This is a genomic window from Xanthomarina sp., assembly GCF_035306605.1.
Classification (GTDB): domain Bacteria; phylum Bacteroidota; class Bacteroidia; order Flavobacteriales; family Flavobacteriaceae; genus Xanthomarina.
The window spans coordinates 1-19593 of record NZ_DATGNR010000049.1 but is presented as its reverse complement, the minus strand read 5'-3'; the positions used below and the strand labels follow the sequence as shown (position 1 = coordinate 19593).

19 protein-coding genes are annotated in these 19593 nt (G+C 32.7%); 4 read left to right on the top strand and 15 right to left on the bottom strand.

All coding sequences use genetic code 11. The annotated features are described in order from the left end of the window. Positions 1-56: 56 nt before the first annotated feature. Complete coding sequence (gene tyrS, locus VKY41_RS07860; protein WP_500813891.1) at positions 57-1265, bottom strand: tyrosine--tRNA ligase; 1209 nt, start codon at positions 1263-1265, stop codon at positions 57-59. A 353-nt stretch (positions 1266-1618) separates the two neighbouring features. Here tyrS and VKY41_RS07855 point away from each other — a divergent pair, with 353 nt between their 5' ends. Continuing rightward, positions 1619-2050, top strand: a complete 432-nt coding sequence (locus tag VKY41_RS07855) for a tellurite resistance TerB family protein (RefSeq protein ID WP_500813890.1) — start codon at positions 1619-1621, stop codon at positions 2048-2050. Between the two features lie 83 nt (positions 2051-2133). On the opposite strand, the gene fbp is transcribed toward VKY41_RS07855, so the two are convergent. Further along, the gene (gene fbp, locus VKY41_RS07850; RefSeq protein WP_500813889.1) at positions 2134-3144 is read right to left on the bottom strand and encodes a class 1 fructose-bisphosphatase; all 1011 of its coding nucleotides are present in this window, start codon (positions 3142-3144) and stop codon (positions 2134-2136) included. Positions 3145-3256: 112 nt separating this feature from the next. Here fbp and VKY41_RS07845 point away from each other — a divergent pair, with 112 nt between their 5' ends. Genes VKY41_RS07845 through VKY41_RS07835 form a run of 3 tightly spaced genes read left to right on the top strand, consistent with a single transcriptional unit; the run spans position 3257 to position 6842 of the window. After that, complete coding sequence (locus tag VKY41_RS07845) at positions 3257-3736, top strand: GNAT family N-acetyltransferase (RefSeq protein ID WP_500813888.1); 480 nt, start codon at positions 3257-3259, stop codon at positions 3734-3736. Then, positions 3736-4986 (top strand): aspartate kinase, encoded by a 1251-nt coding sequence (locus tag VKY41_RS07840; protein ID WP_500813887.1) that lies wholly within the window; start codon positions 3736-3738, stop codon positions 4984-4986. The genes VKY41_RS07845 and VKY41_RS07840 overlap by 1 nt, the downstream gene beginning before the upstream one ends. A 23-nt stretch (positions 4987-5009) precedes the next feature. Further along, positions 5010-6842 (top strand): GNAT family N-acyltransferase, encoded by a 1833-nt coding sequence (locus VKY41_RS07835; protein ID WP_500813886.1) that lies wholly within the window; start codon positions 5010-5012, stop codon positions 6840-6842. Positions 6843-6846: 4 nt separating this feature from the next. Here the strand turns inward: VKY41_RS07835 and VKY41_RS07830 are convergent, their stop codons facing one another. The 13 genes from VKY41_RS07830 to VKY41_RS07770 form a co-directional block, all read right to left on the bottom strand. Further along, the gene (locus VKY41_RS07830) at positions 6847-7209 is read right to left on the bottom strand and encodes a DUF4870 domain-containing protein (protein ID WP_500813885.1); all 363 of its coding nucleotides are present in this window, start codon (positions 7207-7209) and stop codon (positions 6847-6849) included. A gap of 107 nt (positions 7210-7316) precedes the next feature. Further along, on the bottom strand, positions 7317-7703 hold the full coding sequence (locus VKY41_RS07825) for a VOC family protein (protein WP_500813884.1): 387 nt from the start codon (positions 7701-7703) through the stop codon (positions 7317-7319). A gap of 40 nt (positions 7704-7743) precedes the next feature. Then, a complete protein-coding gene (locus tag VKY41_RS07820; protein ID WP_500813883.1) occupies positions 7744-8202 on the bottom strand; it encodes a DUF1801 domain-containing protein in 459 nt (152 codons plus the stop codon). Positions 8203-8229: 27 nt separating this feature from the next. Beyond that, positions 8230-9165, bottom strand: a complete 936-nt coding sequence (locus tag VKY41_RS07815; protein WP_500813882.1) for a 2-hydroxyacid dehydrogenase — start codon at positions 9163-9165, stop codon at positions 8230-8232. A gap of 1 nt (position 9166) precedes the next feature. Further along, complete coding sequence (gene mgtE, locus VKY41_RS07810; RefSeq protein ID WP_500813881.1) at positions 9167-10540, bottom strand: magnesium transporter; 1374 nt, start codon at positions 10538-10540, stop codon at positions 9167-9169. Positions 10541-10579: 39 nt separating this feature from the next. Beyond that, positions 10580-11371: a 16S rRNA (adenine(1518)-N(6)/adenine(1519)-N(6))-dimethyltransferase RsmA gene (gene rsmA / locus VKY41_RS07805; protein WP_500813880.1), complete on the bottom strand. Its 792-nt coding sequence runs from the start codon at positions 11369-11371 to the stop codon at positions 10580-10582. A gap of 16 nt (positions 11372-11387) precedes the next feature. After that, entirely contained in the window at positions 11388-11711 is a 324-nt protein-coding gene (locus tag VKY41_RS07800; protein ID WP_500813879.1) for a DUF4286 family protein, read from the bottom strand. Between the two features lie 73 nt (positions 11712-11784). Continuing rightward, the gene (locus VKY41_RS07795) at positions 11785-12294 is read right to left on the bottom strand and encodes a GNAT family N-acetyltransferase (protein WP_500813878.1); all 510 of its coding nucleotides are present in this window, start codon (positions 12292-12294) and stop codon (positions 11785-11787) included. A gap of 64 nt (positions 12295-12358) precedes the next feature. Beyond that, on the bottom strand, positions 12359-14134 hold the full coding sequence (locus VKY41_RS07790; RefSeq protein WP_500813877.1) for a tetratricopeptide repeat protein: 1776 nt from the start codon (positions 14132-14134) through the stop codon (positions 12359-12361). 515 nt (positions 14135-14649) lie between these two features. After that, positions 14650-15921 (bottom strand): serine--tRNA ligase, encoded by a 1272-nt coding sequence (serS, locus tag VKY41_RS07785; RefSeq protein ID WP_500813876.1) that lies wholly within the window; start codon positions 15919-15921, stop codon positions 14650-14652. 81 nt (positions 15922-16002) lie between these two features. Then, positions 16003-17355: an HTTM domain-containing protein gene (locus VKY41_RS07780; RefSeq protein ID WP_500813905.1), complete on the bottom strand. Its 1353-nt coding sequence runs from the start codon at positions 17353-17355 to the stop codon at positions 16003-16005. After that, entirely contained in the window at positions 17348-18283 is a 936-nt protein-coding gene (locus VKY41_RS07775; protein WP_500813875.1) for a bifunctional riboflavin kinase/FAD synthetase, read from the bottom strand. The genes VKY41_RS07780 and VKY41_RS07775 overlap by 8 nt, the downstream gene beginning before the upstream one ends. 79 nt (positions 18284-18362) lie before the next feature. Beyond that, the coding region (locus VKY41_RS07770; protein WP_500813874.1) for a T9SS type A sorting domain-containing protein at positions 18363-19593 on the bottom strand (1231 nt) is incomplete at its 5' end.

Sequence of the window (19593 nt, the reverse complement as noted above, 5' to 3'; positions counted from 1 at the left end):
GAACGATTTTCTAGTGTTAAAAAACACGGTTGCCTTAGGTTTCCTACGGATTCAGTCTATGCTTTTAATTCGAAAAAGTCTCTTTTCCCAATTTGTATTTTAAGGCCTTCTTGTAGTTTTATTTTTGCAAAAAGCTCTTGTGTTTTTTCATTGTTAATTCTAACTGCGCCGCTTTCAATAAGTCTTCTAATAGCTGATTTTGATTCTCCTTTTTTAAGTTGAACACATAGGTCTACTAAATTAACAACTTTGTTTTCGTTTGGAATATTATTAATCAAAATAGGCTCAAAGCTTTTTTCTTCAAATTTTTTACTTTGAAATTGATTGGTGAAGAACTCTTCTGCTTTTTGAGCTTCAATATCATTATGATATTGTGTAATGATGTTTTTGGCAATTAGTTTTTTAATATTCATTGGGTTTTCACCGTTGGTCAATTTCACCTTGAAAGCATCTTTTTCTATGATTGAAAAATCAGTGGCCAAATCCAAGAACTCTTCAATCAAGCTATCAGGAATAGACATGGTTTTTCCAAACATATTATTTGGCTCATCTGTTAGGCCAATAATGTTATTTAGAGATTTACTCATTTTTTCTTTTCCATCAAGTCCTTTTAATAAAGGCATACACATCACTACTTGTGGACTCATTTCAAAGGTTTCTTGTAGTTGTCTTCCCATCGTGCAATTAAAAAGTTGGTCCGTTCCTCCCATTTCAATATCTGCTTTAATTTCTACAGAATCAAATCCTTGGAGAATGGGGTAAACTAATTCGTGCATGGCAATTGGGGTGTTTTCTGTAAAGCGCTTATTAAAATCGTTTCTGTGCATTAATTGAGCTACCGTAACTTTCGATAAAATCTGAATAACCTCTGTAAATGATAGTTTGTCCAACCATTCAGAATTGAACACTATTTTTACTTTATCAATGTCTATAATTTTTGATAATTGCTTTAGGTATGTTTCTGCATTATGCTGAACATCTTCTGAAGACAAAGGTTTTCTACTTTTGTTTTTCCCGGTTGGATCTCCTATTCTAGCGGTAAAATTTCCAACTAAAATTACAATTTGATGTCCTAATTCTTGAAACTGCCTGAGTTTCTTTAATACAACGGCATGCCCTAAATGTAAATCTGGAGCGGTTGGGTCAAAACCTAATTTAATAATTAGTTTTCGGTTCTCTTTTCTTGCTTGTTCTAACTTTTCTTCCAATCCGTTTTCTGGAAGAATTATTTCTACATTTTCTTTTAACTTGTTAATTATTTCCATGTTTTTTTAAATAAAAAAAGCCCGAGCAAATTGCTCGGGCTTTAGGTTATAAATATTTTCTTATCAGATTTCTCTTTAAAATTTAATGTAAAATATACATATAGCCATACCGAGCAACTACTATTTGATAATAATAAGTGCTGAAAAATGGTAGGCGTAATATGTTATTTAATAGTTTCATTTCCAACTGCAAATATAAACCTTAAGTTTCTGATATGCAATTTTTTGTTAGTTGTGTATTTATCTTGTGTTTAACTATTAAATGTGAGCATTTAAAAAAGAAAATTTTTAGTTTTATTACGTTCATACTTTAACTATATTTGTAGCCAAACCAAAGGGATAAAACAATATATATGTCATTTTCAGATTTATTTGATAGCGGATTTAAACAGCGCAACTCCGATCATTTTGCAGCCATAGTTAGAGTGGCTATGGACGACGGGATTATTACAGAACAAGAAAAAGCATTCTTGGATCGTTTAGCTCGTAACTTGGACATTGATGAAGAAGAGTATCGTGCTATTTTAAAAGATTACCAATCACATCCAATAAATCCGCCATCTTCATACGAAAGACGTTTGGAGCGTTTGTATGATTTGGCACGTATGGTTTATGTAGACCATATAAAAGGTGATAGTGAGGTTTTGGTACTTAAAAAGATTGCTGTAGGTTTAGGTTTTTCACCAGATAACGTTAAGTATATTGTTGATAAAGCTTTAGTACTAGTTAGCAATGGTGTAGATATGGATACCTTTTTAGAAGAAATGAGAAACATGAATACCTAATAAATAGGATATTTATAAAGCATAAAAAAACGAGCTGTATTTATATACAGCTCGTTTTTTGTTAATTAGGTTTTGAAATATGCTTAATTATTAGCGTTGCGCATAAATTCTTCAGCTTTCTCTACCATATTTTTACTACCACAAATAAATGGCACACGTTGATGCAATTCAGTTGGTTCAATATCTAGAATTCTTGTAAAACCATCACTTGCTTTTCCGTTGGCTTCTTCAGCTAAAAAAGCCATTGGATTACATTCGTAAAGTAAACGTAGTTTCCCATTTTGAGTTTTTGAGCTTTTTGGATAAAGATAAATACCTCCTTTTATCATGTTTCTATGGAAATCTGAAACCAAAGAACCTATATATCTACTCGTGTAAGGTCTGTCTCCTTCTTCCATTTGGCAATACTTAATATAATCCTTTATACCTTGAGGGAAATGAATGTAATTACCTTCGTTTACCGAATATATGCGACCATTTTCTGGAAAAGTCATGTTTGGATGCGATAAATAAAAGGTCCCTATAGCTGGGTTTAATGTGAATCCGTTAACACCATCTCCAGTGGTATAAACTAACATGGTTGAGGTGCCATAAACGATGTATCCTGCAGCTACTTGCTTGCTTCCTTTTTGAAGAAAATCTTCTATAGTAACCGGGCCACCAACAGGAGAAACACGTCTATACACCGAGAAAATAGTGCCTACAGATACGTTCACATCTATATTAGACGAACCATCTAAAGGATCGATAAGAACTACATATTTGTTTTGGTTGTTGTTATCTTGACTGTTAATTGAGATAAAAGTATCTTCTTCTTCACTTGCAATACCGCAAACGATGTTTCTGTTTTTTAATGTTTGGATAAACTTTTCATTGGCATAAACATCTAGTTTTTGTTGGTCTTCACCTTGAATATTTGTGTCGCCAACTGCTCCAATAATATCGACTAAACCTGCCTTATTTACTTCGTGATTAACTACTTTTGCCGCTAGACGAATGGAGTTAATAAGTCTGGATAGTTCTCCAGAAGTATATTTAAAAGATGATTGGTTTTCAATAATAAACTCTCCTAAAGTTTGATTTTTTCTAGACATGAAGTTTTAATATGTTATTAGTGTTGCAAATATCGTGTTTTTTAACAAACTACAACACATTCGAAATAGATAATAAACAACTTTAAACTATCTTTAGCCACAAATTTTTTATATGCAAATTTTAATTAGAAGGGCGAATAAAGAAGACATGCTAGCTGTTTATGATTTAATTAAAGAGTTGGCAAACTTTGAAAATGAACCAGATGCCGTAGAAATAAATGTTGAAGATTTAGAACGTGATGGTTTTGGCATGAAACCTAAGTTTGTATGCTATGTTGCCGAAGTCAATAATAAAATTGAAGGAATGGCCTTAGTTTATATGCGTTACTCTACATGGAAGGGACCAGTCTTACATTTAGAAGATTTGGTCGTTAATAGGGAAATGCGAGGTAAAGAAATTGGGACCAAACTACTCGATCAGGTAGTTGTTTTTGGTAATGAGTTGGGTGTAAAACGTATTAGTTGGGATGTTCTAGATTGGAATGAAAACGCCATTGCGTTTTATGAAAAAAAAGGAGCTAAGGTTATGAGAGATTGGGATCTAGTTCAGTTAAACGAAGAAGGAATAAAAGCATATTTATCAAAATTATAATGCAAGTATTTAAATTTGGAGGAGCATCCATAAAAGATGCCAAAAGCGTAAAGAATTTAGTAAACGTTTTAAATAAAACAGGCTATAAAAACACTTTGATAGTGGTTTCGGCTATGGGAAAAACTACCAATGCCTTGGAAGTAGTAATTAAAAACTATTTCGCGCAATCAAAGCAGTTACAAAGCTCAGTCCAAGACGTTTTTAAATTCCATAATTCCATTTTATTAGACCTTTTCGATGACGAAAAGCATGAGGTTTTTACAAAAGTTTCAGACTTGTTTAACGATTTAAAAGCGTTTTTGGATAGAAACAAATCGCCTGATTATAACTTTGTTTACGATCAGGTTATTGGATTTGGAGAATTGGTTTCTTCTACTATTGTAAGTGAGTATTTAAACGATTTAGATATAAAAAATAAGTATCTAGATGTTCGCGAGTTTATAAAAACCGATAATTATTACAGAAGTGCTAATGTTAATTGGGAGGATACCCAAAAAAGAATTAGTGCTAATTTCAATAGAAATCAGTTAAATATCACTCAAGGATTTTTAGGAAGTGATGCTAATAATTTCACTACTACCTTAGGACGGGAGGGGAGCGATTATACAGCTGCTATTTTTGCCTATTGTTTAAATGCCGAAAGTGTTACTATTTGGAAAGATGTTCCAGGAGTTTTAAATGCCGATCCGAGGTATTTTGAAAATGCACAATTACTTAATAGAATATCGTACAGGGAAGCTATTGAGTTGGCTTTTTATGGAGCTTCGGTTATTCATCCTAAAACATTGCAACCGCTACAAAGAAAGGAAATTCCTTTGTATGTTAAGTCCTTTTTAAACCCAGAAGGAAAGGGAACTATGGTTTGTAAAGAAGCTGGTTTAGACCCACAAATCCCTTGTTTTATTGTTAAGAAAAACCAAGTTCTTATTTCCTTGTCATCTTTGGATTTCTCGTACATCGTTGAGGAAAATATCAGTGAGATTTTTAAATTGTTACATTTATATAAAATGAAAGTGGATGTTATTCAAAATTCAGCTATTACATTTTCGGTTTGTGTAGATAATATGTATCAAAATTTAGAGGAACTATTACAACATTTAAAAGCAAAATTTAAAGTAACCTGTGTTGAAAATGTGTCTTTATATACCATAAGGCACTATACAGAGGCCACAAAGACACACATGGAGAAAGATAAGAGTATCTTGTTGAAACAATTAACACAAGAAACTATGCAGTTGGTTACTAAATAAACATTTTCACTACATTTGTATTCATGACTAAACAACTAGATAAAGGATTAGTGTCCGCTAAAGAGGTGGCTAAAGCCATCCAAGTAGATGCCTACGGGTTTGTAGGAACCTTTGTAGGATGGATGCTAATGAAGGTGCTAAAAATATCAAAACTTAACGATATTTATAACCGAAATAAACATCTAGAAAAAACAGATTTTTTAAATGGAATTTTACACGATTTTCAAATTAAGTTTGAAATTCCTGAAGAAGATTTAAAACGTTTACCTAAGGATGGTGCCTATATTACAGTTTCCAATCATCCTTTAGGGGGCATTGATGGTATTTTACTTTTAAAACTTATGTTGGAGCAACGTGAGGATTTTAAAATAATGGCTAACTTTTTACTTCATAGGGTAGAGCCACTAAAACCATTTATTATTCCGGTTAATCCGTTTGAAGATAGAAAAGATATTAAATCTAGTGTTGCAGGTTTTAAAAACGCGATTAAACATGTTAGAGAAGGATCTCCATTAGGAGTTTTTCCAGCAGGTGAGGTCTCAACTTATAAAGATGGGAGGTTATTGGTGGATAAACCTTGGGAAGAAGCGGCCATGAAACTTATTCAAAAAGCTGAGGTTCCTGTGGTTCCTATTTACTTCCATGCTAAAAATAGTCCGCTGTTTTATAGATTATCTAAAATTAGTGATACGTTCAGAACAGCTAAATTACCTTCAGAATTATTAACCCAAAAACGCCGAACTATTAAAGTGCGAATTGGGAGACCTATTTCTGTAACCGATCAAAAGGAGTATCCTACTATTGAAGGCTATTCAGAATTTATTCGAAAGAAAACCTATATGCTTTCTAATTCTTTCGACGAAAAGGGAAATTTATTAAGTCATATTTCATCTACTTTAAAAGTTCCAAAGCCACCAAAACGAATTGTAACGCCAATTTCTAAAGACATCATGACACAAGAGGTTGACGTTCTTAGAAATGGAGATTATAGATTGTTACAAAGTAAAAACTACGAAGTGTTTTTAGCTACTAGTAATGAGATTCCAAATATTTTAAGAGAAATTGGAAGGCTTCGTGAAATTACATTCAGAGAAGTAGGTGAGGGTACAAACGAGTCAATCGATTTAGATTCTTTTGATACCTACTATCACCACATGTTTCTTTGGGATAATGAAAAGGAGTTATTGGTAGGAGCTTATAGAATGGGATTAGGATCTCAAATATTTTCTAGTTTAGGTGTTGATGGTTTTTATTTGCAGGACTTATTTAGATTCGAGCCAGAGTTGCATAAAATGATGAGCCAATCTATAGAAATGGGCCGTGCGTTTATTGTAAAGGAATATCAGCAAAAACCCATGCCCTTATTTTTGTTATGGAAAGGTATTGTACATACTACTTTACGTTATCCAGAGCATAAGTATTTAATAGGTGGAGTAAGTATTAGTAATCAGTTTTCAAATTTCTCAAAATCCTTGATGATAGAGTTTATGAAATCTCATTACTACGACCCATATATTGCTCAATATGTTCATCCTAAAAAAGAATTTAAGGTTCAATTGAAGGATGCTGACAAGGATTTTGTGTTTGATGAAACCGAAGCAGATTTAAATAAATTCGATAAAATTATTGATGAATTAGAGCCAGGATCTTTACGTTTGCCGGTTTTACTTAAAAAGTATATCAAACAGAATGCGAAATTAGTAGCGTTTAATGTGGATCCGTTATTTAATAATGCTGTAGATGGTTTGATGTATATTAAAATAGCAGACCTGCCAGAAAGTACTGTGCGTCCTGTTATGGAGGAATTTCAGGCAGAATTAGAGCAAAAGCTTTCAGAACAGAATGAAAGTAACTAAACTCTTAAAATGAATTAAACCATATTTGGAATCTATTTCCAAAAAAAGGAATATGTTTTAATTCACCACTTAAAGAACCTATTAAACTTATAACCCAAAGAACAAAAAATACAAATCCTATAAACCAGTTAAGAACCGGAATAAAGCTGCATATTATTATAGCTAACATAATTCCTAATGACTGTCTTATGTAAAAAGAGGCATAGGCATTTTTGGTTTTACTATTCATTATATAAGCAATAACCCAACCTACTATAGTCATGTGTGCAATAATAGCTATGGTTTTTCCATCCTTTAAAACATCGCTAGAGTACTTATGTGTTTCATAGTACGTATCATCTTCAAAATCTTTATTTTTTGTAGACATAATTTTTAGATTTAGAATGTGTCTACTAAAGATAATGAAAACCAGTGAGTTATATTTGGTTTTTTTACTAAGTTGCGGTCAAGTAATTTAATTGTAAGTAAGGATGGTTATTTGAAAGCTTGGTCTACCGGTTCCCAAAGTTCAATTTTGTTTCCATCGTTATCAAGTATCCAACCGAATTTTCCATAGTCGTATTCTTCCATGTCCCCAACTATAGTTACGCCTTCCTCTTTTAAGGTAGCCAATAATTCGCTTAAATTTTCTACACGATAATTAAACATGAAGTCTTTCTTAGAAGGCTCGTAATATTTAGTGTCTTCAGAAAACGGGCTCCATTGGGTTGAACAATCGTTACCTTCTTTATCTTTCCACCAAAAGGTACATCCATAATCGTCTGTATTAAATCCTAGGTGTTTTTTATACCAATCTTTAGCTGCTTTTGGATCTTTACTTTTAAAAAATAATCCACCAATTCCTGTAACGCGTTTTTTCATTGAAAAATTAATTATGAGTTGTGTTGATAAAGGAAATTAATTACTTCTTTTTTATGGCAGTTTCATAAATATGAATCCATTCATCAACTGTCAGCTTTTTTGAAAGTTCTCCAATAAGTTCAAAAGGAATATCTTCTACCTTCTTAAATCTTACGCAGCTTTTTCCCATATCCAATTTTTTCTTAGAGTGTTTAGGAAATTCATTTACAAACCAATCGTGTATTTCTGGTTTTGAATATATACCTGAATGATATAAGTTAATGGAGTTTTTTTGTGAAGCCATACTCATAAATGGTAATGGAATTTTTGGATCGCAATGGTATCCTTCTGGATAAATACGATGTGGTACATAATAGCCAATCATGCCATATTGGATGCCTTCTTCAAAACCTTCAGGAAGATTGTCTTTAATTGTTTTTCTAAGTTTCTTTAAGGCTGCCTGGCGCTCTTCAGGAACTTGGTCAATATAATCTTCTGGAGAATTTGCTTGATATTGCATGGTTTTGGTATTCTTTGAGTTATAAATTTAACAGAATTTAGCCTTAATTTTATCTACAATAGTTTGGGCTAATTTTTCTTTGCTTTCAACTGTCCAACCAGCAACATGTGGTGTTAAAAGAACATTTTCTGCTTGTATTAAATATTGAAAAGGTTCAGGCATACTTGTGCTAAACATATCTTCAAAAGATGTTTTTTCATATTCTAAAACATCCAAACCGGCTCCTAAAATTTTACCGGATTCTAAGGCAGAAACTAAATCTTTGGTTACAACACTTTTTCCTCGAGCTGTATTAATTAACCAAAATGGTTTTTTGAAAGCTTGAATAAAACTGGAATTAACCAAGTTTTGGGTTAGAGGAGTTTGTGGTGTGTGTAAACTAACAACATCAACTTTTTCTTGAAATTCCGCCAATGAAACTTGTTTGGCATTTTTATCTCCTACACCTTCTTTTATGTCATAACAAATAACAGTTACATCAAAACCTCTGAGCTTTTTTGCAAAAGCTTTACCCATATTTCCGTAACCAATTAAACCTACTGTTTTTCCATCTAACTCGATTCCTCTATTAGCTTCACGTAACCATTTGCCTTCACGAACTTCTTTGTCGGCTTTGTTTAGTTTATTGAAAAGGGAAAGCAGTAAGGCTAAACTATGTTCGCCAACGGCATTTCTATTGCCTTCTGGAGCTGAGATTAAATAAACCCCTTTACTTTCGGCATAATTACAGTCTATATTTTCAAGGCCAGCACCAACGCGACCGATAAATTTTAAATTTTTTGCGGCGTCTAGAAAGGTTTTGTCAATGGTAAACCGACTTCTAATAACTATCCCATCATAAAGGGCAATTTTAGCTTCTATTTCAGCTTTTGATGAATTATAATCTTCATCATTTTTAAAGCCTAAATCCTTAAGTTGTTGTATTAATAAGGGATGATTGGTGTCGAGATGTAAAATTTTCATATTAAAAACCTAAAATAAGTTTCGCTATTAAAAAGTAGGTCAATACTCCAAAAACGTCGTTGCTAGTGGTGATAAATGGACCTGTTGCTACTGCTGGATCTATACCTCTTTTATCTAAAAGAATAGGAATTAAGGTGCCTATAAATGCCGCCATTGTAATAACGGTTATTAGCGAAAGTGAGATGGTTATGGATACCAGGTAATCTGTACCAAAAATAAAATGACTTATAATTAAAGCTATAAGGGCAATAGCTATTCCATTAACTAAACCTAAGAGAAACTCTTTAAAAAGACGTTTTAAAATTTTTCCGTCTATAGTGTCGTTTGCCAATCCTTGAACTACAATAGCTGAGGATTGTACCCCTACATTTCCGGCTGTTGCTTGAATTAAAGGCACAAAACTTAAGAGTACGATAAAATCTCCCATGCCTTCATTAAAATGCTCGATAATACTGGCAGCGCCTAAACCTCCAAACATTCCAATTAGCAACCATGGTAATCGGGCCTTGGTTAATTTAAAAATACTAGCATCAGCTTCAACACCTCTAGAAATACCTGCCGCTAATTGGTAATCTTTATCGGCTTCTTCACGAATAACATCCACAATATCGTCAATGGTAATGCGGCCAAGTAGTACCATGTTTTCGTCTACTACAGGAATGGCTTCCAAATCGTATTTCTGCATGATTCTAGCTACTTCTTCGGAATCTTCATTAACTTTTACATAATCAACGCTTTTAATATAGATATCGGCAATTTTCTGATCGCTTTTGGCAACAATTAGATCCTTTAGAGAAAGCCGTCCAATAAGCTTGTTTTGTTTGTTAACCACATAAATGGAATGTACTCTTCTAACGTCTTGAGCTTGTGCTCTAATTCTACGTAAACAACCAGCAACGGTCCATGTTTCGAACACTTTTACCAACTCTTTCGCCATAAGACCTCCAGCCGTATCTTCATCGTATGCTAAAAGTTCAGTAATTTCTGCTTTGTGGTCTTCGTCTTCAATGTTAGAAATAACTTCTCTTTGTCTGTCTTGAGGAAGTTCGGCAATAATATCTGCAGCATCATCTGTATCTAGCTCTTCAATTTCTTCAGCAATTTCTTTAGCTGAAAGGTTTCTAAGAACTTTCTCTCGATTATCTTCATCTAGCTCCATCAATACATACGATGTAGTTTCAGAGTCTAGAAGCTTGATAACATACATGGCGTCATCTAGATTAACCTCATCTAAAATTTCTGCAATATCGGCGTAATGAAACTCTGCTAATAAATCATGTAGCGCTGAATCATTTTTAGCTTCTATAAGTAGCTCTACTTGTTCAATAAGTCCGTCGGTTAGCTCGAATTGTAAGTTTTCGTTTTTTTCAGACATAAGGTTTCTAGTCTTTTTTTATATGGAATTATAGAGAATTTATTGTTTTAAATCGGTTTCAATTAATTGGGTAAGTTCTATAAACTCTTGAACTGCTAATTGTTCCGGGCGTTTGTCAAAGATACCATTTGCTTTTAAATTATCCGATAGATTAAAAGTTTTTAAACTGTTTCTAAGTGTTTTCCTTCGTTGTTGAAAGGCAGTTTTTACAACCTTAAAAAGCATTTTTTCATTACATGGAAGTGTGTAGTTTTCTTTTCGTGTTAATAACAAAACACCAGAATCTACTTTTGGTGGTGGGTTAAAGACACTTGGAGGTACTGTAAATAAATATTCTGCATGATAAAAAGCTTGGGTTAAAACGGATAAAATGCCGTAAACTTTGCTTCCTTCTTTAGAGCAAATACGTTGTGCGACTTCTTTTTGAAACATTCCTGAAAATTCTGGAACTTGGTCGCGCATTTCCAAGGTTTTAAAAACAATTTGAGTAGATATATTGTAAGGAAAGTTTCCTATAATAGCAAAAGGTTGGTTGTTGAAAACCAGGTTTAAATCGTACTTTAAAAAATCTTGCTCGATAACTCTATCTGCTAAATTTAAATAGTTGTTTTTTAAATATTCTACAGACTCTGTATCTATTTCAATAACATGAGTTGTTGTATCTTTTTTGAGAAGGTATTTAGTTAAAACACCCATACCTGGACCTATTTCAAGTATATGCTTATATCCTTTTAACGATAGAGTGTTTGCTATTTTCTCTGCAATGGATTCATCGGTTAAAAAATGCTGTCCTAAATGTTTTTTTGCTTTTACTTGATGGTCTTTAGACACAAGGGCTTGTTTTAAATTAGTTAAAGGTAATTGAGTATTCGTCAATAATTTCTAGTTCGGTTCTAAAAGCTAACATTTTATCTGCAAATAACATGAAACCTTCTTGTCTTAATTTATCTGCGTGATGCTTGTAGTAAGCCTCTAAATCTTCTCTGGATTTTGCTCTGTATTGAATGGAATAGGTAACGCCACCCATTTCTTCTTCAATCAAAACACGAGTGAGTTTAGCCTCGGTAAATTTTCCTGTTGCCAGTACTTGAGGAATGTGCTCTTTTATCCATGAAAGCCATTTGTCGTGAATGCTTTCGTCTATATTTACGGTAACGTTATATATTATCATTTTGTTTTTAATGTTAAAAGCGCCAAACGTGGTTAAAGTTGTATGTGCCTAAAGTACTTGATTAATTATATTATCAAAGTGTTTTTGCAAATAACAGAAGTTCTTCGTCATCTTCAAAGGGTTTCACTCTTTTTTCGAAAACTAAGCCTAATTTTTCTATTAATTTAACCGACTTTTTATTTGTTGGTAAAGTTATGGCTAGAATTTTATTTAAATGAAATTGGTTTTTTGCCAGTTTTAAAATTTCTTCCGAAGCTTCAAATCCAAATCCTTTCCCTTCATATTCCGGAAGCAGTGCAAACCCAATATCTACGTACTCTAACCAATCTCTCTTTACTAAGCCAGACGTTCCAATTAATTCTCCGTTTTCTTTTAATTGTAATTTATAGAATCCAAAACCAAATTCTGTATAACTTTTAAGAGTATCTTCTTTTAAATAAAGTTGGGCATCAGTAACAGTTTTTAAACCTCGGTCTCCAATATATCTAATCCAATTTGGTGATTTAGCTAGCTTATAAAAGAACGTAGCATCGTTTTCAGTAAATTTTGTAATAAGGAGCCTGTTGGTTTCTGCTACTATCATTTTTTTAATATTTGCTAACTAATGTGTAACTACTCAACTGGTTTTTGTTGGAACTACGTAGTTTCTAGTCAATAGCATCGCCCCTTAGCATTCTATAGTTTTTCCTAGCCTCAACAAAAAAGATGCTATCCTGATAATTAAAAATTATTTTTCCGTAATGATCTTGAGCTTTTTCGGGTTGATTTAATTTTGTTCGGTATAGCTCTGCTAAATAGAAATGGGCGTCATCCGCTAGAATATCGTCACTAAAATTTACGATGATGTTTATATAGTTGTTTTCCGCTTTAAGGTATTCCTTTGTTTTTTCAAAAAGTTGGGCTTGTTTAAATAAAGCTTGATCCTCTATGGTTTTGCCCCGATGTTCGTTTAATACCACATCCAAAAGTGCTATGGCATCTGCGGTTCTGTTCTGATAGGCCATTAAATCTGCTTTTGCATATAGTTTTAAAGCGGTTTGTGTGGAGTCTTCATACTTATTGTCTGTTATGAGTAACATAAGGTCCAAGGCATCGTTAGCAATTAATTGGGAGGTGGACGTTTTTAGGATTTTTAGTTGGGATTCTGCCCACTTAAAATCGCCTTTATAATAACTTGTTTGTGCTACTTTAAATCTTGCTTCTTGAGCTAAGGTACTGTTTTTTAAATTGCGTTGTATTTGGGTGTAATAAATTAAGGCTTCATTAAATTTTTCTTCCAAAACAAGAATGTCGCCTAGTTCCATCTTTACTTGAGCTTCTTGAAAGGTATTAAGAGGCATTTCTAAACTTTGTTTTAAAAAACTTATAGCATCTTGGGTATTATACTTGTAAAATGCTAGGAAATGAGCATAAGAAATTTGTATTTGTAGAGTTTGGGTTTGTTTTCCAAAGGAGCTAAATACATCTTGATAAGCGCTTGAGATTGCCGGATAATCCGTTGGTGTAGACATCTGGGTTTTTATATCCAAAAGATAGTGGTGAGCTTTTAATAAAGTGTCTAAGTCTTGGGCGGTTTCTGTTAAATAAGTAAAAATATTTAAAGCGGTTTCATAAGCCTTGTCTGCTGTAGCAATCTGGGCTAATTCTTCAATTCTGTCCAAACTTTCAGGTTGCCTAAAGAAAATGGCTTTTTCTTGTGTGAAGGCTTTGTTGTATTCCTTTTGCTGAACAAATAACCAACTTAACATTTCGTTCCATAAAAGACTTTGATCAGATTGAATTTTCTTAAGTAGCAGTCGTCTTAAAATAATATTGTTTTCGTTATTGCTATCTTCAGAAATAAATTCGCTGAAAGCCCTTTTTATGGTGTTTTTATACCCCTCGTTAAGCTGAACAAAATCTAAATAGCTTTCAAACATTTTTGAAACATTGCCTTGTTCACCATAAATTCTAGCCAATTGTACATTGAAATTTAACTCGGGTCTTAATGTCATGGCTTTTTCATAAGCTGTAATGGCATGTTCTAATAGAGATTTATCTTCAAAGGCTTGACCTACTGAAAATACATAATTTGGGTTTTCGTTTATGGTTTCTAAAGCTCGATGGTAATAGATTTCGGCATCAGATAATTTGTTTTGTAGCTGATAATTATAGCCCAATTCAATTAATAAAGGGGGATAGTTAAACTTAGGAATTTGATTTATAAGGAGAGTTTCAGCTTCTTGAAAATTCTCTAATTGTTGATGTGATTTCACCAAATGAACCAAATAGGTGTTGTTGTTGGGTGATTTATTATAAAGTCTTTGATAAGAAATTAAGGCTTTTTCGAAATCACCATTTTTGAAATATTCAGCAGCCACTATATCTTCTTGCGAAAATATACTGTTACAAATACATAATAGTAAAATTAGTAAAATCCTCATGGCCTTGCTTTGTGTAAAGATAAGAAATGTGCATTTAGAATTTGTATGTATGGCAACTTTTAAGAATGATTTTGGAAGCTAGTTGAATAAATTTCATTTTTACTTAGTAATTGTTACAGAATATTATGAATAAAAAAAAGCCTGAATAAAATTCAGGCTTTGGCCAACCAAAATAAATGTGCTATTAATCATATTTAACATGATTCAAGTATTTGATCGGGATATTTACTATTAAATAATATATTTTTAAAAGTTCTATTCAACCTTAGCTATTGTAAGAGTTTCATTTTCAGTTTTTGGTAAATGAAAATCTGAAAATAAAACTTTACTAGCTACAAAAATTAAAATCAATAGTAGAAAAATACGTACAATATTTTTCATCACAAATAGGTTTAGTTATTCAGGTTAGCTAACTTCAAAAAAATATGTTTAATAACAAAGAAAAACGCTAAAAATTCGTTGAACAACGTTTATTTTTAGCGTTTTACCGATAAATTAAGAAAAATCCTACTCGATTAATCTATTATTTTGAAGCCAGTGTAAGGTACTAGAACTTCTGGAATTACAATACCATCCTTTGTTTGATAGTTTTCTAATATACCTGCTAAAACTCTAGGTAAAGCCAAAGAACTACCGTTTAAGGTGTGGGCTAATTCATTTTTGCCTTCACTATTTTTAAAGCGTAGTTTTAGTCGGTTAGCTTGAAAGGTTTCAAAGTTAGAAACTGATGATATTTCTAACCATCTGTCTTGAGCTGTTGAAAATACTTCAAAATCGTAGGTGAGGGCTGAGGTAAAACCAATATCCCCACCGCATAGTCTTAAAATTCTATATGGAAGTTTTAATTCTTTTAAAATAGTTTTTACATGTTCTACCATTTCATCTAGAGCTTCGTAAGAACGTTTCGGATGTTCCACACGTAAAATTTCAACCTTATCAAATTGGTGTAATCTGTTTAATCCTCTTACATGTGCACCATAACTACCTGCTTCTCTTCTAAAGCATGGGGTATAACCCGTTATTCCAATTGGTAATTCAGATTCTTCTAGTAAAACATCTCTAAAAATATTGGTTCCTGGTACTTCGGCCGTAGGGATTAGATATAAATTGTCTTCTGTAACATGATACATTTGTCCTTCTTTATCAGGTAATTGACCTGTTCCAAAACCTGAAGCTTCATTTACCAAATGTGGTAACTGATACTCTGTATATCCGGCGGCTGTATTTTTATCTAGAAAGTAAGAAATTAAGGCACGTTGTAATCGGGCACCTTTCCCTTTGTAAACTGGAAATCCAGCTCCAGTAATTTTATTACCAAGTTCAAAATCTATAATGTCGTATTTTTTAGCTAACTCCCAGTGCGGAAGGGCTTCTTTGTCTAGGGTTGGAATGGTACCTTCGCTAAATACAATTTCATTGTCATTTTCAGTAGATCCCTTAGGAACAGATGCATGAGGGACGTTTGGAATTTTATATAGCAGTTGGTTTAAAGCTTCTACCTTTTCATTTAACTTTTCGTTTAATTCTTTAGTAGTTTCTTTAAGTTCTGTAGTTTTTTCCTTTAAAACATTGGCTTCGGCAGCCTTACCAGATTTATACAAGATTCCAATTTCTTTAGATAGTGAATTGGATTCAGCCAATGCATTGTCTAAAAGGGTTTGGGTTTGTCTTCTGTCTTCATCCAAAGATAAAACGTCTTCAATCATTTTAGTCGCGTCTAAATTCCTAACGGCTAATTGCTTAATAACGGTTTCTTTGTTTTCTCTAATAAAAGGTACTTGTAGCATGTTTTGTGAAATTTAAGCCACAAATTTACGGAATTACCAAGAGATTTGTTCCCACTTGGAAGGTAAAATTGTTAGCAGATTTTATTGTGTGAGTTTAAGTTGTTGTTCTTGGGATGGTTCTAAGTTATTTGAAGGTAGTATCCAATCTGAATGTTTAAAAATATCCCATTTTACAGTAGTTAAATCTACGGTTGGGTCTATAAGTTGTTTGTGTGGTCCACCATTGATACTGATTTTACAATCTACATAGACTGCAACATCTTCGCCTTTGTTAGCATAAATATCCTTTAAACGTTGCGAAAATTGCCAAATAACATCTGGTTTACTAGATACTAAATGCACCTGTTTGTTAGTTAAATAGTCGTATAAATTAACATGTGTGTGCTTTTGAGTTTTTTTGTTTACCACTTTAAAGACTGCAAATCCTTGTTTTGATCTCAGCATCATTCTCCATGACATTCTATGCCCTTCTTCTGTCCAAAGTACGTCGTCTTTTATAAAATGATGTCGTAAAGGGAGTGCTATTTGGATAATGAAATAGATGGTTCCTATGCTTATTAATATATTTCTATATGAAGGAATTAAAACTTCATTTTTAGAATAAGATATTTTCTTTTTAAAGAATAGGATTTGAATGGTTTGTGGCTCGAAAAAGAAAAGTGCAAATGCTAAAGATAAATATGGAAAAATACCGACTTGAAAAACAAAGGAATTAAATAAATGGAAGAAAATAGAAGCCAAAAACGCCCATTTTCTTGTTGGTTTATATAGAAGTAATGGAATAATTAAGCCGTCAAATAATATACCTCCATACACTAAAAAATAATGCACCCATTTCTGTTGGAGTAGTTCTCCTACTAGAAAATAATGCTGTTTACTTTTCATTATAATCTCAATAAAGGAAGTGTCCAACCAGCCTGGATAAATCTTGGCCAAGGATCCATAAGTATAAACAATAAACATTTGTGTAATAAACACTAACCTGCACCAATTAGGCATGGATAACTGTTTGATATTGGGATTGTTTTTAGCATCTATAGAATAATACCTGTTTGCAGGTAGTAAGACCATGATACCACTTAAAAGCATAAGTAAATAGTAGTGATTGTTGTAGGATGCTTTTTGCATAAAATACGTAGTAGTCCACATAAGAGTAAACATGATGGCGCTAAAACGGTACTTATAACCAAGCATAATTCCTAAGCCAAATAGGCCCATAATTAAAAAGTAAACATACATCCAATTACCAGGAAGGGGTTGTAAAAACTCCAAACCAATAAACGAAAATGTGAATTCGGGGTCTATTAAAGTTCTTTTAACCCACCCTGTAAAAATGGCTCCAACAGCTTCTAAAAAACATAAAAGTCCAAAAATAATTCTAAAAACTATTAGTGGACTATTGTCTATATGTTTAAATAAAATCTTGTTAAGCATGATGCTCATCTAAGTATTTTAATGAGGTTTGTTTATCTTTTTCTAGTTGTGCTTTAAGGGCACTTACAGAATCAAATTTTTGTTCGTCTCTAATTCTATCTAATAATTCAATAACCAAAGTTTGGTTATAAATAGATTGGTTGAAATTTAAGAAATGTATTTCTATTTTTTGTTTTTTATCTGTATCAATTGTAGGATTAAATCCAATATTCATCATTCCAAAAATAGTTCGATTATCGATAACAGTTTTAACGATGTAAACACCTTGTTTTGGAATAAGCTTATAGGATTCTTCAATATGTAAATTAGCTGTTGGGAATCCAATGGTATTACCTAGACCTTTCCCTTTAACTACTTTTCCAGACAATATAAAATTAGAGCCTAGATACTTATTAGCCTTTTTTATGTTTCCTTCTAAAAGTGCCGTTCTAATTTTCGTAGAGCTTACGGAAACTTCATTAATATCTTGAGCTGAAATTTCTTCTACTTCAAAATCGTGAATTTTTCCATAGGCTTTAAGGTCTTCTATGTTGGCAGTTCTATTTCTTCCAAAATGATGATCGTAACCGATGATTATTTTTTTTACGCGAAGTTGTTTTACTAAAACTTCTGTCACGTATTCTTCAGCAGTTAATCGGGAGAATTCTTTCGTGAATTTTTTAACAACCAACACATCTAAGCCAAGTTGTTTTAAAGTGGTACTTCTTTCATCTATTGTGTTTATAAGTTTCATATCGGCATCTTTTTGTAGCACCATTCGTGGGTGAGGAAAAAATGTCAATACCACAGATTTTAGTTGGCTTTTTTTAGCCGATTGAACGAGGCGTTCTATAATTTTTCTATGGCCAATATGAACCCCGTCAAAAGTACCAATGGTAACAACGGTATTAAAGTTAAAATCCAGTTGAAGTGACTTGTAAATTTTCAAGAGTATATTATTTCTTCAAAAATAAAAAAAGAGGACTGATAAACATCAATCCTCTCCTTAGTTTATTTAATATTAAAAGTTATTTCTTAATAAAAGGTAAAGACACTTGATTAGAACCTTTAGCTATTTTTATGAAATACATTCCGTTGCTTAAGTTAGATGCATCGATAGATAAATCTGACTCATTAGTTATTCTTTTAGTAAGAATAACTTGACCTAACATGTTGTATACAGAGTAATTGTCTGGTAAATCATTTTTATTAGCTAATGAAATGTTAAGTACGTTTGTAGCAGGATTAGGATATAAACTAATGCTATTAAGAGTAAACTCTTCAACACTTAATTGAGCTAATACATTTACCGTATAATCTTCTACTTCAGCATCATGATTCATTTCGCATGCTGTTGGGAAATCATTTGCACCTGGATCTGTATACTTTGTTGTTATACGCATAGTAGTACTACCTAAAACAGCATTGGTTGGTACTGTAATAGATAACGGTGAATTTGTAGTTGGCTGATTATTAATATTACCAGAAGTTCCAAGGTTGTATTGCTCACCTGGATCATCAAAACTACAGTTTTGATTCCAATCTATCCAAGCATAAGTGATAACTTGATAGTTACCATCACTATTAGCATTTACAGTTAAATTATAACTGCTATCACGATTTACATCAGTAGACATAGTAGTATAATCACTATAACCAGAAGGTTTACCTGTATTTAAATTGCTTATAGTGTTAAAGATAACTCCGGTGGTGCTTGTTCCATATTGTGTGCTAGCTACTGAAGCACAAGCTGTTCCTGTAATAGTAAAGTTAGAAGAATGTGTGTTGTTAGTCATTTGCTCATCTGTGCCTCCATTAGGGTTGCTAAGCGAAACATTAAATGTGTGAGCTCCTAGAGCAACACTTATTTCTGGAACATAAATAATTTCAAATTCACTGTATGCTAAAGAACCTGTCCAGTTAATGTTCAAGCTTGTTCCATTATCAAGGTTATAGCTAACTGTAGCTGAAGTTAGGGTATTGTTACCTCTGTTTGTGATTTTTAATTCAGGAGTTATTGAATAATCAGAACAGTTTGCAACATTAAGATTCTCAATTTTAATACTAGCATCTAAATCCATGATTTCAACATCTCCAGTTGTAGAAAATGGTAATTCTGAAATTCCAGGACTATTTTCAAGAACGGTTAGCATTCTACTTACTTGATCGTTGGTAAAAATATTCATACATGCATCGTTGGTGTAATCCATATAGTTTTCAACCATATCTCTACCCAAACCATCATTTGGACAACGGTCA